Raw genomic sequence first — 15,036 nt, 5'->3', positions numbered from 1 at the left:
CCCCGCCGCGGGGCGGGCGGCGCGGCCCCCCCCCCGGGGCGGGGTGGGGCCCCCCCGGGGGCGCTGACCGGCCGGGCCCCCCCCCGCCGGGGGCCGGCCGGGACCCGGGGCCCGGGCCCGCCCCGGCATGTGGGACGGCGGGGCCGGGAGGCCCCCGGGATCAGCTCCTGGCGACCAGGCTCGCGGGCCGCATGTCGGTCCAGTGCGTCTCCGTGTACGCGGCGCAGCCCTCCCGGCTGTCCTCGCCGTGCACGACGGTCCAGCCCGCGGGAACCTCCGCGAAGGCGGGCCAGAGCGAGTGCTGGTTCTCGGCGTTCACGAGCACGTAGTAGCGGGCGTCGTCGTCTTCGAAGGGGTTGGTGGCCATGGTGTCTCTCCTTGGATGATGACCGGGAGCGGTCGGTTCGGGGATGGGGTCAGTGGTGGACGGGGGAGGCCCGCAGGGAGGCGACCGGGACGTCGGGTGCGCGGCAGAGCGAGACCAGGTCCTCGGTGAACAGGCGTGCGAAGCGGGCCGGTTCGGCCTCCTCGTACCGGGCCGGGTTCGCGTCGAAGTCCAGGCGCAGACGCCCGTCCGGTCCCGCCGCGGCGGACACCGACAGATCGTCGACCGGCCCCGAGGCGAGGCTGACGACCCGGCCGCGGATGCCGCCGAAGTCCAGCTCCGTCTCGAACGGCCGCAGGTTGACCAGGGGGCCGGGGACGCGGACGCCCCCGTACTCCGGCCACAGCTCGCGCGCCAGTTCTTCGCCGCGCAGCCGCTGGTGACGGCGGAGCAGCGTCAGCTCGCCGGCCGCCGCGCGCAGCAGCGACCGGAAGGTGTCGGCCCCCCGCACCGACAGTCGCACCGGCAGCAGGTTCACCGCCGTCGCCGGCACCCGCAGCGTCCCCGGGGCCATCCGCGCCGCCGCGTACACGGAGAGGACCGCCTCCCGCGCGCCGACCTGCGCGGTCACCCGCACCGCGGTCGTGGCGAGCACGACCTCGGCCCAGGTGACGCGCGCGGCTCGGGCGGTGGCCCGTACGGCGGCGCTGTCCGGCGCACCCAGGTGCACGGTGTGCCGCCGTGCGGTGTCCTGGGCCGGCGCCCCGCGCTCGGCCGGGGACACGGGCACGGGACGGTCGGCGTACCGCCCCGTCCAGTACCGCCGGTCCGCGGCCTGCTCCGGCGAGCCGGCGTAGGAGCGGTCCGCGTCGGCCAGTACGGAGACCGGCGCGAAGGGGGTCGGGCCGGGCGGGCGGCCGTGTGCCAGGGCCGTGTAGACCTCGGCGATCCGCCGGCTCAGCAGGGCCACGCCGTACCCGTCGACCGCCAGCAGGTGGAAGTACTGCACCAGTAGGTGGCGTCGGGGGCCCACCGTGACCAGCAGCGCGCCCGTGAGGTCGGGTGCGAGGCCGGTGTCCGCCGGGGCGGTGAGCAGTTCGGGCCTGGGCGGGCAGGCGAGTTGGCCCCGCACCAACTCGACGGCCGCGCCCACCGGGTCGGCCGCCGCGGAGGTGTCCAGGCGCGGCAGGCCGCCCCGGGTCATCAGCCGCGAGCGGAGCCAGGGAGCCTCGTCGAGGGTGCGGAGCACGGCCTCGTCGAGCGCCGCCGTGTCGAGCGGACCCACGAGCTCGATGTACTGGCCCACGTTGTGGCCGGCGTACGAGGGATCCGCGCTCTGCGCCGCCAGGATGTGTGCCTGCGCCGCCGTGAGTCCGGACGGCGGCCCGGCCGCCGCCGGGAGATCGGTGTGCGGCACGGCCGATCAGCCCCGGTGGGCGGCGACGCCGTCCGCGACGGCCGACGCCTTGGTCGCCAGTGAGGCCTGCACCTCGCGCTCGGCGACCCGCAGCAGCAGGGAGTCGCAGATCTCGCCCGAGCGCACGGCCAGCGTGGACAGCAGGGAGGCGGTGATGCCGTGGGTGTGCTCGGCGGCGGCGCCCTGGACGTAGATACCGGCCCGCACGCGGTCGGTGGTCTCCACCCGGTGGTCCCGGCCGACGCGCAGCCTGCCCTGCCCGTCCGTGAGGCACTCCTCGGCCAGGTCGCCGAGCAGCTCGGCCGGCTCGGTGGGTCGGTAGCCGGTGGCCAGCACGACCGCGTCGCAGTCGAGGGTCATGGTCTCGCCCGTGGTCAGGGAGCGCACCACGGCCCGCGCTCCGTCCGGGAGTTCCTCCACGGCGGTGAGGGCGGTCGTGTTCAGGATGCGCAGCCGCTCGGTGCCCGCGACCTTCTCCTGGTAGACGGTCCGGTACAGCTGTTCGATCAGGTCGCCGTCCACCACCGCGTAGTTGGTGTTGGCGTGGTAGCCGATGAGCTGCTGCTTGACCTCCTCCGGGGCTTGGAAGAACTCGTCGACGGCGGCCGGGTCGAAGATCCGGTTGGCGAACGGGCTGTCGTCGGCCGGGCTGTACCCGTACCGGGTGAACACGGCGCAGACCTCGGAGTCCGGGAAGGCGCGGTGCAGGTGGTCGGCGGTCTCGGCGGCGGACTGACCCGCCCCGACGACGACGAACCGGCGGTGCGGGCGGGTCGTCAGCAGCGGTGCGCGGTGCAGCAGGTCGCGGTTGTGCCAGATGCGGGGGCCGGTGCGGATCCCGGCCGGGACGCGGGCGCGCAGCCCGGTCCCGAGGACGAGGTTGCGGGTACGGGTGGCACGTCGGGGCCCGGTTCCGGAGGCGGGCCGGGTGATGACGTCCAGCTGGTCCGCGGCGTCGGCCGGACCGACCGGGCGCACCTCGACGGCCTCGGTGGCGTAGTCGACCAGCCCCTCGAAGGAGGCGGCGCACCACCGGAAGTAGTCGTGGAATTCGAGGCGGGTGGGGAAGAAGGACTTCTGGTTGATGAAGTCGGCCAGCCGGTCCCGGTCCTGGAGGTAGTGCAGGAAGCTGAAGGGACTCCCCGGATTGCGCATGGTCACCAGGTCCTTCAGGAAGGAGACCTGCATGGTGGCTCCTTCGAGGAGCATGCCCTGGTGCCAGCCGAAGTCCTCCTGGCGCTCGATGAACGAGGCCCGGAGCGCCTCGCCGGAGGCGCGACGGTCGTTGTGCTCCCGGATCGCAATCGCCAGAGCCAGGTTGGCCGGCCCGAAGCCGATGCCCACCAGGTCCCTGATGTCCGGGAGAGCGTCCCCGGGTGTGGAGCTCGCGTGCGGTGCGGACATGCCCATCCTTCCTCGGTCCTACCCTATTTGGTTAGGTAAGGCTGGCCTAACATCTCTGACAGGTCGGAAGCTGTCAAGTTGGACCCGTGACTGTCCCGACACACGCCGATCGGGGCTGCGGCGGCCGGGGTTGGGCATACCGAAGGCCCCGGAGCCGTAGCGGCTCCAGGGTGGGGTGGGGGAGGGTCGGGCAGGTCGACCCTCCCCCGGTTCAGTGGGGGAGGCGCTCCTCGTCCGGGGGGCCGTCGGGTACCACCGTGGTGCCGGTGTGCTCGTCGGCGAAGACCTCCAGGACCAGGGCGTGCGGCACCCTGCCGTCCAGTACGTGCGCCATCCGTACGCCGGAGCGCACCGCGCGCAGGCATCCCTCCATCTTGGGCACCATGCCGCCTGCCATCGAGGGCAGCAGTTCCGCCAGTTCAGCGGTCGTGAGCCGGTCGATGATCTCCGTACTGTGCGGCCAGTCCGCGTAGAGACCCGCGACGTCGGTCAGCATCACCAGCTTCTCGGCGTCGAGCGCCTCGGCGAGGGCGGCGGCCGCGAGGTCCGCGTTGATGTTGTAGACGTTGTCGTCGTGCGCTCCCCGGGCGATGGGGGAGATCACCGGGATGCGGCCGCGCTCCAGCAGCCCCCGTACGGTGTCGGGGTCGACGTGCGTGATGTCGCCCACCAGGCCGATGTCCACCTCGGCGCCGTCCACCAGGGCCGGCCGCCGGACGGCGGACAGGGTGCGGGCGTCCTCGCCGGTCATCCCTACGGCGAATGCCCCGTGACGGTTGATCAGTCCGACGATGTCCCGCTGGACCTGCCCGGCGAGCACCATGCGGACGACGTCCATCACCGCGGGTGTCGTCACCCGCAGTCCGGCGGTGAACCGGACCTCCAGCGCGAGCTGTTCGAGCATCGCGCTGATCTGCGGCCCGCCGCCGTGCACGACGACCGGCCGGAGCCCCGCGTAGCGCAGGGAGACCACGTCCTGGGCGAAGGCGGCCTTGAGCTCCTCGTTCACCATGGCGTTGCCGCCGAACTTGACCACCACCGTGCGGCCTTGGAACCGCTCCAGCCACGGCAGGGCCTCGATGAGCGTGCGCGCCCGCGGCGCTGCGGGTCCGTTCACGGGGCGAGGGGTGCGGTCGTCATTCAGGCTTCCAGTTCGTCGATGAGCGTCGTAGTGGTGTGTACGACGGCGCCGCGTGCGGCCGTCCAGCGCAGTGCCAGCGCGTGCTCCTCCGCGGAGGTGTCCGCCACCGCGTCGGCCACGACGAATGGCTGAATATCGTTCATGAACGCGTCCGCCGCGGTGAGCAGCACACCGGAGTGGGCGAACACGCCGCACAGGATCAGCTGGTCCCGCCCCGTGGTGCGCAGGATGCGCTCCAGGTGGCTGCGGAGGAAGGCGTTGTGCCGCGCGTTGGCGATCACGTGCTCGCCCCGGCGCGGGGTCAGTTCCTCGGTGATCGTCGCGTCGCGGTCCGCCGTCGCCGGTTCGGTCTCCATCTCGGCCGCGAGGCCGCGCTGTTCGGGGCGTTCACCCGCCGGTATCGTGCTGAAGACCACCGGGATGCCCAACTGCCGCGCGGATCTGCGGAGATCGGTGATGTTGCCGATCAGGTCCACGAGGGGTGAGCGGTCGCGGGGGAAGGGTCGCAGCAGATGGTTCTGCATGTTGTGTATCAGCAGGGCGGCCCGGTCGGGGTCGACGGACCAGGGTGCCACGGAGCGCGGCACCAGGTCCTGGGTGGGCATGGGATATGGGTCGATGGTCACAGGGCCCACGGCTGGATCTCCTTGTCACCGACGCTGCGCGGAGCGCCGGTGGTGAACGGGCGCGCGGAGCTCGACGAGGGCCGGGGGATGCCTCGAACCCTCATCGCGTAATTAGCTTAGCCTAACCTAACTTAAGCGTCGCGAGGGTGGGCGGCGCCCTCCGAAATCGGTCTTCGTGTGCGTGCGTCCTCAGTCCCGGTGCGGGGTGCGGTCGCTCAACCCGTCATCGAGGTGGTCCGCTTGGCTGTCCGGGGACAGGAGGGGATCGTCGAGTTGTACGATCCGGTACCCGACCGGGCGGCTCGCCGCCTTGGGCGGTCTGCGCCGCCGGCTCGCGCCGCCCTTGGCCGAGCGTGCCCGCTGGGCCGCCGCGATCAGCGCTCCCACCGGTGGCGCCTCGGCGCGCAGGCGGTTGAACCCGCGCACGGAGATGCCCACGAGGGTCGCCGCGGCCGGCCAGGCGGCCCCCTTGCGGATCGCGTTCAGCATCAGCTGCAACGCGGCCGGGGTCGGCGCCGCCCCGGGTCTCAGTCCGTGCGCCTCCGCCAGTGCGTGCGCGGAGCCGAGCGCCGTGGCGAAGCTGGTGTCGATCTCCAACCACTCGCGCAGAATGCGCTCCGGAACGCCGGCCGCGGCCGCGCACCCGGGGATGGTCAGTCCCTGGGCCGCCCCGCGGAGGGCGTCCGCCATCCGGGCGATCGTTTCCTCCCGCTGACTGGGCGTGCGGCGCAGTGCGTCGCGCAATGCCCGGTCCATCTCCTCCTGGGAGCTCATCCAGGCCAGCACCTCGTCGGCCCATTCGTCCTGCTGCGCTTGGTCTCGCGCGTTGTCCCGCATCCCCGCACCCCCACTCTTAGGCAAGCCTAACCTAAGAATGAAGGCGGGAGGGGTGATAAGTCGCCGCATGTATGGGATTCCCGAGGTGTGCGGATCCGGACCAACTTCGCGCTGCCGCAAGCTGGTTGAATGGTGAACCGGATGTGTTCACCGGTGTGCGCGCTGCCGGGCCGCCCCGGAGCGCCCCTACGGGTGTGCGATGCGTTTCCTGGCATGATCGGAAGAAGCAGTGGCCTGGCCGCCCTCCCCGTTGCGGACCGATCGGCTGGTGCTCCGTCAGTCCGAGGCGCGCGACCGCGTGCCGAGCTGGAACGCGCACCGGAGGTGCCCGGACGGCGCTTCGGCTTCTTCGTGATCGAGGTCGGTGGAGCGATGGTCGGCATGGTCACGCTCGATCGGCGCGGCCCTGAGCGCCGGGGGCACGTCCGCCCGGAGGCCGGAGAGGTCGAGCTCGGCTGCATGTTCCTGCCGCGGGCATGGGGACACGGGTACGCCGCCGAGGCGTGCGCCGCCGCACTCGACTGGCTCGCCGACGCGCTTCCGGACGAGCCGGTGGTCCTCTGCACCCAGAGCGCCAACGACCGTGCGATGCGCCTCGCGGCGAAGCTGGGGTTCACCGAGGTGGGGCGATTCGAGGAGTTCGGCGCCGAGCAGTGGTTCGGCGTGCGGCCCCCGGTGACCCCGTCCCGCTGAGCCGAGCGCTCGGCTCCCGCGGACGGCGACGGGGGCGCCCCGCACCAGGGGCGCCCCGCACGTGTCCCGTAGAACGGCCCTCCTCCCTCGGGGAGTTCCGCCGCCCAGGCCCGTCAGGCGACCGCCGTCCCCTCCAACTCGACCATCTGGCCGGGGACCGCCAGTCGTGCCACCCCGAGCATCGTGGTGGTCGGCGCCACCCCGGCGGCGCCCAACCGTGCCGCCAGCCCGCCGTAGTGCTGGAAGAGCAGGTCGACGTCGGTCGTGTACACGTTGAGCCGTACGAGGTTCGCGAGGGACATGCCGGCCTCGCCGAGGACGGCCTCCAGGTTGGCGACGCTCAGCGCCAACTGCCCCGCCATGTCGCCCTCGTGCTGGGGCGTGCCGTCCGCGCTCATCGCGGTCTGCCCCGAGACGTACAGGGTCCGTGTGTGACCGGAGACCACCTCACCCTGGTTGAACCCCATCTCCACCGACCACGTCACCGGGTTGACCGCCGTTCGCTGCACTGCCACATCAGCTCCATTCGATTCATCGGGAGTACGTACGTCCCTCGGCTCGGCACCGCCGGCCTCGACGTCGTGCTGACGAGCCTCCCAACAAATCACGACACCCTTGGTCATGTATTCCGTTACCGTTCCCGCATGCGCGCTGATCGGCTGGTCTCGCTGGTGCTGCTGCTACGCCGGCACGATCGCCTGACCGCGGACACGCTGGCCCGGGAGCTGCGGGTGTCCACCCGCACCGTGTTGCGCGACATCGAGGCGCTGTCGGCGGCCGGCGTCCCGGTCTACGCCGAGCGCGGCCGGCACGGCGGATTCTCGTTGCTGCCCGGCTTCCGGACCGAGCTGACCGGACTGAACCACGACGAGGCCCTGGCCCTGCTGGCCGCCGGATCGGGGCGCGGCGAGCAGGCGTTCGGCCTGGGCCCGGCGCTCGCCTCGGCCATGCGCAAGGTCGTCGACGCCCTGCCCGAGGGCCACCGGAACACCGCGAGCGACGCCGCCCGGCGCTTCCTCGTCGAGCCCGAGACCGATCTGCTCTCCCGCCGAGCGGTCACCGACGACATACCCGGCCCCACGATGATCGAGGTCCGACGTGCGGTGCTCGCCGGACACAAGCTGCGCATCCACTACGCGGCCACGGGTCACCCGCCGGGGTGGCGCACGGTGGACCCGATCGGGCTGGTCACCGTACGGGACCGGGTGTACCTACTGGCCACGAGATCCGGCGCGGACCGTACCTACCGGCTGTCACGGGTGCTGGCCGCCGAGGAACTCCCCGAAGCGGCCGAGCGGCCGAGCCGCGTCGACCTGGACCGGATCTGGCGGGAACGTTCCGCGCGGTTCCTCGGCGGCGACCACATCACCGTGCTGGTACGGGTGGAACCGGCGCGGCGGGAGGAGCTGTTGGACACCGCGCTGGCCGTCCGCGCCGAGGAGCCCGCCCCGGACGGTCGACTGCGACTGGAGCTGACCTTCCAGGACTCACGGCACGCCGAATGGGCACTGTGGCAGCTCGGCACGGACGCGGAAGCCCTGGCCCCGCGGTCGCTGCGTACCTCCCTGCGCGACCGCGCCGCCGCGCTCGCGGCCCGCTACGCGGACCCGTCGTGAGCGCTACCCGGTGGCGCGCGGCCGTGGCGGCCGCGGAGGCCGAGGGGCCGACGCTCAGCTGCGGTGGAACACGACCTCCGGGTCGGCCGCTGTCGGGCCGTCCAGGCGCGGCGCCGGCTTTCCGCGAAGGTGCAGGTCGAAGAAGTCACCGACGTACGCCCGTGTGATCTGCTGCGAGCGGGTACCCGACAGCGGTGTCTCCGGGTGCGGGTACCCGACCTGGTCGCCCAGTACGGGCCAGTCGGTGAAGCCGGGATGACCCGCGCCCGTGACGGTGAGCCAGCGCTTCCAGCCGTCCAGCCGGGGCCAGGTGTCCTCCCAGGAGGTGTCGGGGAAGTCGGGCGGCAGCAGGGCGGGGTCACCGGCGAGCATCAGGAAGGGCCGCCCGCCGAGGCCGGCCTGGGGTACGGGCGTGAAGAAGGTGCCGTCCATGTTGACCCCGGCGTCCACCCGCGGGTCCACGGCCATGGTGGCCGACGCGGCCGCACCGCCGATGGAATGCCCGGCCATGCCGATGTGCCGCGGGTCGATCAGCCAGGAGTACCGCCATGCCGCGCGCGGGCCGGTCAACCGGACCAGGACGAACGGGATGTCGCGGGCCCTTCCGTCGGAGACCCGGTGCAGCGATCCGTCGGGGAACACCTGCTCGCAGGCCTTGCACGGGAGCAACCGCCCGCCGGGGAAGACGGTGCCGTCGGACTCGTACGCGTGGTCCACCGCCGCCACCACGTACCCGCGGGAGGCGAGGTCCTCCGCCAGAGTGGTGAGCGAGGCGCGGGGCATCGTGAAGCCGGGGGAGAGCACGACCAGTGGGTAGCGGTGCGTGGTGGGCCGGGGCAGCGCATCCGTCCGTGCGTGGGTGCGGGTGGCCGCGACGCGTTCGGGGGTGACGTGCTCGCCGAGCTGCCCCCGGTCGGTCAGGAGGGCCTTGGCCTCGTCGGTGCTCATGTAGGGAGCGGGAGTTCCGGTGCGCGCGAACGCCGGGTAGTACAGCGACAGGAGTAATTCCCGGTCGGCCGTGGGCACCCAGGGGTCCTTGCGCTCCCGGTCCACCAGGTGGAGGCTGTCGCGGCCCACGGCGAAGCCGCCGGTGGGCCTGGGGAGTTCGAGTCCGGAGGCGGGCGTCGGGGCGGACGTGGCCGCTGCGGGCGTGGCGAGCGCGCCGGGCGAGGCGAGGACCAGACCGGTGGCCAGCGCCGTCAGTACGCGGATGATCTTCTGCATGACGGCATCGTAAGGCATTTTTAGGTGAGGCTTACCTAAGTTTCTTGCGCGGGCGAGAGGCCGGTCGGTCCGCGTCGTGTTGCTCTCGGTGATCGAACGTGTGTATTCGGTCAAGCTGGGTGGCCATCGGGTGAACCGGGCGCGGCTCGCGGCGGGCCACGCGGGGGTGAAGGTGCAGGTCGGCGGCGGCGTGGTCGGCGGTGCGGCTGACGTCGGGGCGAGGCGACGGAGCGGGCATGCCCTCTGTGAGCTGCCCGAACGACCATTCGGTCACCGATATGTGAACGCGCTGTCCGTAAATCGGTCATCGACATGCAACTTGCCTTCACGTCAGACAGTCTGATCCCGCAACGGCGCGATATCGAAACCAAATATCGCGTTCAACCTTTGAATCGAAAGAGAGTTTCGTCGTGCGTCACCGCATCGCAGCTGCCTCCGCCGCCACGCTCCTCTGTCTGGCCGGCGCCACCGGCGTGGCAGCCGCCCAACCCTCGAGCCTGTACGCCCCGTCCGCCCTGGTGTTCACCGTCGCGCAGGGCGACGACGCCACCCACTCCACCGTCCTGCGGGCCTCCACCCTCAGCTGCGCCCCGACCGCGCTGGGTACCCACCCGAACCCGCAGGCCGCCTGCGCCGCCCTCAACTCCACGGACGGCACGCTGGACCGCCTGCTGGCCTCGCCGAACCCGGACCGCGCCTGCCCGATGCACTACGCCCCGGTCACCGTGACCGCCGACGGCGTGTGGAAGGGCAGTCGCGTCGCCTGGAAGCACACCTTCTCCAACGCGTGCGTGATGGCCGCGACCCTCAACGGGAACGCCGTCTTCTCCTTCTGATCCCGCGTCGGACCTGTGCCGTGCGGACGCCGGGCGTGCTCCGGGAACCCATCCCGTGGAGCGCGCCCCGCTCACGGACCGCTCGCCGGCCCGGAGCGAGGCGCTCCCCCCTCCACAGGTCCGTCTCCAGTCCTCCCGTTCCGCTACGACGTCCGCTCCCGCACCGAGACGCTGACGTGATCCACCCGCATCGCATGGCCGGGCTCGGTGGCCGGACCGGCGTTCGCGCCGTCGGCGAGCGGCAGATCGCCCCCGACCGCCACGTTCAGGATCAGGAACAGCCCGTGGTCCACGGCGGCCTTCCAGGTCCCCGGGTCCATCCCGTCCGCGGTCACCCGGTGGTACACGCGCCCGTCCAGATGCCAGCGCACCTCCTGCGCGCCGGGCGTGAGATCGACCTCGACGGCGTACGAGTGGAACGCCGTTCGGCAGCCGGCGCACGGCTGCGGACCGGAGCTCAGGCCGGCGGGCTCCCGGCACGGACCGCCCTTCAGGACCCCGCAGTGCATCGTGCCGAAGACGCTGTCCCGACCGTTCACGGACTCCATGACGTCCAGCTCCCCGACCTCAGGCCACCCCGTGTACCCGTCCCGCAGGGGTGCTCCCAGGGTCCAGAAGGCCGGCCAGTAGCCCGCCGCCTTCTCCCCGGTCACATCGGGCAGGGCGATCGAGGCCTCGATCCGTAGGATCCCACCCGGTGGCGGCGCGAAGTCGGAGCGTCGCGTCTCGATCCGCCCCGAACTCCACCGCCCTTCCTCGCGGGTGGGCACGATCTCCAACACGCCCCGCCCGTCGAGGCGGACGTTGTCGGTCGAGTCGGTCATGGTCTCGATCTCGCCGGTGCCCCACTGCGGCGCGGGGCAGCCCGGGTAGCAGGTGCCCATGTCGTGGATCCAGGTGGCGGCGGACGGAGGAGCCCCCGCCGGGCCGTCGAAGTCGTCGCGCAGCAGCCGCGTCCACCCGTCCGCCCCCGGTGTGCCGGCTCCGGAGCCCGCCGATCCATCCACGGCGGGCAGCAGCCCGGCCTCCGTGAGCAGCCGCTCCAGCCGGCCGGTCAGGACCACGGCCGCGGCATTGGTCAGGTGCGCGTCGTCCCGGTAGAGCAGGATCCGGTCGAGCACCGCCGGGCAGGTCGGCCCGTCGCCCGGGCAGAGCACCTCGTTCACGCCGATGCTCCGTACGCCGGGCAGGGCGCCGGACGCGATCCGCCGCGCCGGCGGATCCGGCCACAACGCCTGCGCCCGGCCGAACGCGCAGTCGGCGGGGGACTCCGGACCGCCGGAGACGCACGCGGGGATGTCCCGGCCCGGAACCGGCGTGTCCTCGACGTACACGATCGGCGCGCCCAGGGCCCGCAGCGGCGTCAGCGTCCGCTCCCACGCCTCGGCCAGCAGCTCGGCGTCGTCGGTGTACCGGTTGAGGGAGGCGATCACGATGAGCCGCGGCTTCGGCTGCTGCCGCAGCCGCTCCAGGGAGTCCGCCCGCCAGGCGTCGCACTCCCGGTAGGCACGCCCGAGCTGCGGACTGTCCACCGCCAGCTCCGGCAGCGGGCAGCCCTGCTTCACCAACTCCTGCAACGCCCAGCCCCGCTGCGAGGCCAGCGCCAGCATCGGCGAGAACCACTGCCCGGCGTGCGAGTCACCGAGCAGCACGATCCGGTCCGGGCTGTCCACCGCGCCGAACAGGCACTCCGGGCTGCGCGTCCCGGACGGGGCGACCTCACACGCCCCGTCCGGCGGGAAGTCCCCCCGCGCCTGCGCGGGACTCGGCACCACCGGGCCGTCGACGAGCGGCGTCACGGCCGTGCGGGCGAGCAGGGTGGGGCCCGAGACGGCACCCGGGGGCAGCCCCCGCGTGTCGACCGGGCCCGCCGGGCCCAGCATCCGTAGCGTGGTCGTACCCACCACCAGCGCGAGGGCCACCGGCAGCACGATCGCCGAGACGCCCACCGACAGTCCACGCCGCGGGAGTTCGGAGACCGTGCGGCTGCGGCGCAGCGGCCGCTCGACCCAGTGCATGGTGGCGAGGGCGGGCAGTACGGCCGCCAACGTCAGTGCGGTCTTCGCCGGCCAGCCCAGGGCGCCGAGGCGGGACTCGGCGAGGACGAGCACCGGCCAGTGCCACAGGTACAGGGTGTAGGAGAGTCGTCCCACGGCACGGGGTGTCCGCCCCGACAGCGGCCGTCCCACGTCCCACGTGCCCTGGGTGTGCCGCTCGCCCCGGCCGGGTGTCCCGGCGAGGATCACGGCGGCGGTGGCCAGGGTCGGTACGAGCGCCGCGACACCGGGGTACGGGGTCCCGCCGTCGTACGACACGACGCACCAGCCGATCGCCGCGGCCCCGGCCCAGCCGCACAGCAGCCGCAACGGTCGCGGACCGCGCATCAGATGCCAGGGCAGCAGGGCGAGCAGTGCCCCGACACCGAACTGCCAGACACGTGAGGGAGTTCCGAGATACGCGAGCGAGACGGAGTGCTCGGTCCAGTACAGCGCCAGGGCGAACGAGCCCAAGGTGAGCGGTGCGGCGGCCGACACCACGACGAGGCGTACGGCGCGGCCCCGGCGGACCGCCCGGGCCGCGCACAGCACCAGCACCGCCAGCAGCGGGGCCCAGCCCAGGTAGAACTGCTCCTCGACGGCGAGGGACCAGAAGTGCAGCAGCGGACTCTGGTCGTGCCCGGCGGCGAGATAGTCGGTCCGCTGAGACACGAACCGCCAGTTGGCGAAGGACAGGGCCGCCGCGACGACGTCGTACTCCAGGTCGGTACGGCGCAGCGGTACGGTCAGCCAGGCCCCGGCCAGGGCCACCGCGGCGAGCACCACGGCGGCGGGAGGCAGCAGTCGCCGAGCCCGCCGGGAGAAGAAGTCACCGAGCCGGATCCGTCCGGTGGTGATCGCCTCGCGGACCAGCAGGCCGGTGATGAGGTAGCCGGAGATGACGAAGAAGACGTCCACGCCGACAAAACCGCCGGTCGTCCACGGAACACCGGCGTGGAAGGCGAGTACCGCGAGGACCGCGACCGCGCGCAGCCCCTCGATGTCAGGACGGAAGGCGGACCGGTGCGGGCTCGGCCCGGACTCGTTGCCGGAGCGGAAACCGGACGGCGGCTCCACGGCCCCCGGGGCGGCGCCCCGGCGCAGCCGCCGGCGGCCGGGTGTGACGAGGAAGGACATGCGGAGGGTGCCTTTCAACTCGACCAGGGAAGCATCGGATCGACCCACCCCGATGCGAGCAGGCCGGTCAGCAGGAGGACCGCGGAAGCGGCGACGGTCTCGGGCCAGCGGCGCGGCAGCACACCACCGCGCGAGCGGAGCGCCGCACGTACGCGGGAGCGCACGGGCCCCGCGGTCGGGTGCCGTTCGGCCAACAGAGCCCGGATCAGCGGGACGTTGATCTGACACTGCACCAACAGATGGAGCAGCAGGCCCCAGTTGGGTTCCCAGCCCCGCTGGGCCACGGCCCACGCGAGCCCGATGACCGCGGCGCCGTTGGAGAGGACGAGCCAGACCAGCGAGACGGCGACCACCTGGCGGGCCATCCCGCCGGGAGCCCCCGCACTCCCCGCGCCGGTGGGCACCCAGGCCGCGCCGCGTCCCCGGAGCGTGTGGACGAACGCGGTCGCCGCGGCCACGCTGGTCAGGACGTTGGCCCGGATGACCTCGACCCGCCAGCGGGTGCGGCTGATCCGCGGCAGCAGCACGTGCCACAGCCAGAGCGGGGCGAGCAGGGGAAGAACGTGCCAGGGCCGGATGTGGTCCCGGAACCAGAACATCATCACCAGCGGCGGCAGCGGCGCCACGAACGTGTTCACCGCGGTGGTCAGATAGCCGACGATGCCCTCGTAGAAGCACAGCCGCATCCGCCAGGGCGCCCGCATCCGCCGCAGCACGGGATTGCCGAGCAGGTGGAGGTTGCCCATCGCCCACCGGTACTGCTGGTTGACGAAGGAGGTGACCCGGTCGGGCGAGGTGCCCTTGGCGACCAGCACCGGCACGTACAGGGTGCGGAAGCCCTGCTCGTGGAGGGCGAGCCCGGTGTAGAGGTCCTCGCTGTGGTCGAGCCGGGCGAAGCCGCCGGCCAGGTCGATGGCGCTGCGCCGGTACACGGCGTTGCTGCCGCAGCAGATGGCGGCGTCGCTCGCGTCCCGGGACGGCTGGATCCAGCGGAAGAACCACTCCTGCGCCGAGCCGGCGGCCCGCTGGACCCACCCCATGGTCTCGTCGGTGTCGAAGCACTGCGGGCTCTGCACGATGCCGACGGCCGGGTCGGCCAGGTACGGCACGAGGTGGCGCAGGAAGTCCGGCCGCGGGGCGAAGTCCGCGTCCAGGATCGCGACGAACTCGGCGCTGCTCAGGGTGAGCGCGTGATTGAGATTGCCCGCCTTCTTCAGGTGGCCCCGGTCGGGTCGTACGACGTACGCGTAGCCGTACGAGGCGGCCAGCGCGGCGACCTCCGGCCGGTCGGCGTCGTCCAGGACCCAGACGGTCAGCGCGCCGGGCCAGTCGACGGCCGAGACCGCGCGATAGGCGTTGCCGAGCACGTCGAGCGGCTCGCCGCAGGTCGGAAGGTACAGGTCGACGCCGGGCAGCGCGACCGGCCGCCAGGCGTGGACGAGCACCTCGTGCGACTGCCGGGTGAGCCGGCGCAGCCGCAGGCTGTTGACGGAGGAGAGGGCGAGGGCGACGAGGTTGAGCCCGAGGACGGCCAGGAACGCCCACAGGGCCGGTGTCCGCAGGGCGAAGGTGAACATGGTCGCCGCCGTGAACACGAAGGCGAGCGAGGTGCTGACGAGGACCCAACGTCGCTGCGGTCCGAAGTACCAGTAGAGCTCTTCGTCGGATGGCGGTTGCGGAAGATGAAAAAAGGTCATAAAGCCCCCCACAGCGGTGCATGTACCCGTTTCAGGTGGCCCATCCT

The 15,036-nt window shown here is 72.6% G+C and carries 12 protein-coding genes and 1 pseudogene; 3 read left to right on the top strand and 10 right to left on the bottom strand.

Annotated features, from left to right (window positions below):
* Positions 1–160: 160 nt before the first annotated feature.
* The 6 genes from ACGFYY_RS22365 to ACGFYY_RS22340 form a co-directional block, all read right to left on the bottom strand.
* Entirely contained in the window at positions 161–367 is a 207-nt protein-coding gene (locus tag ACGFYY_RS22365; RefSeq protein WP_030725132.1) for an MbtH family protein, read from the bottom strand.
* 49 nt (positions 368–416) lie between these two features.
* Entirely contained in the window at positions 417–1,742 is a 1,326-nt protein-coding gene (locus tag ACGFYY_RS22360; protein WP_393711692.1) for a condensation domain-containing protein, read from the bottom strand.
* Positions 1,743–1,748: 6 nt separating this feature from the next.
* Entirely contained in the window at positions 1,749–3,146 is a 1,398-nt protein-coding gene (locus ACGFYY_RS22355; protein ID WP_393711690.1) for a lysine N(6)-hydroxylase/L-ornithine N(5)-oxygenase family protein, read from the bottom strand.
* Positions 3,147–3,357: 211 nt separating this feature from the next.
* Entirely contained in the window at positions 3,358–4,263 is a 906-nt protein-coding gene (argB, locus tag ACGFYY_RS22350) for an acetylglutamate kinase (RefSeq protein WP_365268046.1), read from the bottom strand.
* Between the two features lie 23 nt (positions 4,264–4,286).
* Positions 4,287–4,922, bottom strand: a complete 636-nt coding sequence (locus ACGFYY_RS22345; protein WP_393711688.1) for an isochorismatase family protein — start codon at positions 4,920–4,922, stop codon at positions 4,287–4,289.
* A gap of 180 nt (positions 4,923–5,102) precedes the next feature.
* Positions 5,103–5,750, bottom strand: coding sequence for a hypothetical protein (locus ACGFYY_RS22340; protein ID WP_393711686.1), 648 nt, complete (start codon positions 5,748–5,750; stop codon positions 5,103–5,105).
* A gap of 229 nt (positions 5,751–5,979) precedes the next feature.
* On the opposite strand from ACGFYY_RS22340, the pseudogene ACGFYY_RS22335 reads away from it, so the two are divergent.
* Positions 5,980–6,443, top strand: a pseudogene (locus ACGFYY_RS22335) (GNAT family N-acetyltransferase).
* Positions 6,444–6,556: 113 nt separating this feature from the next.
* Here the strand turns inward: ACGFYY_RS22335 and ACGFYY_RS22330 are convergent.
* The gene (locus ACGFYY_RS22330) at positions 6,557–6,952 is read right to left on the bottom strand and encodes a RidA family protein (RefSeq protein WP_393711793.1); all 396 of its coding nucleotides are present in this window, start codon (positions 6,950–6,952) and stop codon (positions 6,557–6,559) included.
* Between the two features lie 135 nt (positions 6,953–7,087).
* On the opposite strand from ACGFYY_RS22330, the gene ACGFYY_RS22325 reads away from it, so the two are divergent.
* Complete coding sequence (locus ACGFYY_RS22325) at positions 7,088–8,059, top strand: helix-turn-helix transcriptional regulator (RefSeq protein ID WP_393711684.1); 972 nt, start codon at positions 7,088–7,090, stop codon at positions 8,057–8,059.
* 54 nt (positions 8,060–8,113) lie between these two features.
* Here the strand turns inward: ACGFYY_RS22325 and ACGFYY_RS22320 are convergent, their stop codons facing one another.
* On the bottom strand, positions 8,114–9,283 hold the full coding sequence (locus tag ACGFYY_RS22320; RefSeq protein WP_393711682.1) for an alpha/beta hydrolase family protein: 1,170 nt from the start codon (positions 9,281–9,283) through the stop codon (positions 8,114–8,116).
* Between the two features lie 410 nt (positions 9,284–9,693).
* Here ACGFYY_RS22320 and ACGFYY_RS22315 point away from each other — a divergent pair, with 410 nt between their 5' ends.
* A complete protein-coding gene (locus ACGFYY_RS22315) occupies positions 9,694–10,119 on the top strand; it encodes a subtilase-type protease inhibitor (RefSeq protein ID WP_393711680.1) in 426 nt (141 codons plus the stop codon).
* 143 nt (positions 10,120–10,262) lie between these two features.
* Here ACGFYY_RS22315 and ACGFYY_RS22310 read toward each other — a convergent pair whose 3' ends face one another.
* A complete protein-coding gene (locus ACGFYY_RS22310) occupies positions 10,263–13,292 on the bottom strand; it encodes an acyltransferase family protein (RefSeq protein ID WP_393711678.1) in 3,030 nt (1,009 codons plus the stop codon).
* Between the two features lie 14 nt (positions 13,293–13,306).
* On the bottom strand, positions 13,307–14,989 hold the full coding sequence (locus ACGFYY_RS22305) for a glycosyltransferase family 2 protein (RefSeq protein WP_393711675.1): 1,683 nt from the start codon (positions 14,987–14,989) through the stop codon (positions 13,307–13,309).
* Between the last annotated feature and the right edge of the window lie 47 nt (positions 14,990–15,036).

It is taken from the genome of Streptomyces sp. NPDC048331, from assembly GCF_043201215.1.
GTDB lineage: Bacteria > Actinomycetota > Actinomycetes > Streptomycetales > Streptomycetaceae > Streptomyces.
The sequence above is the reverse complement of the archived record's forward strand: the minus strand, read 5'-3'. Positions and strand labels throughout refer to the sequence as shown.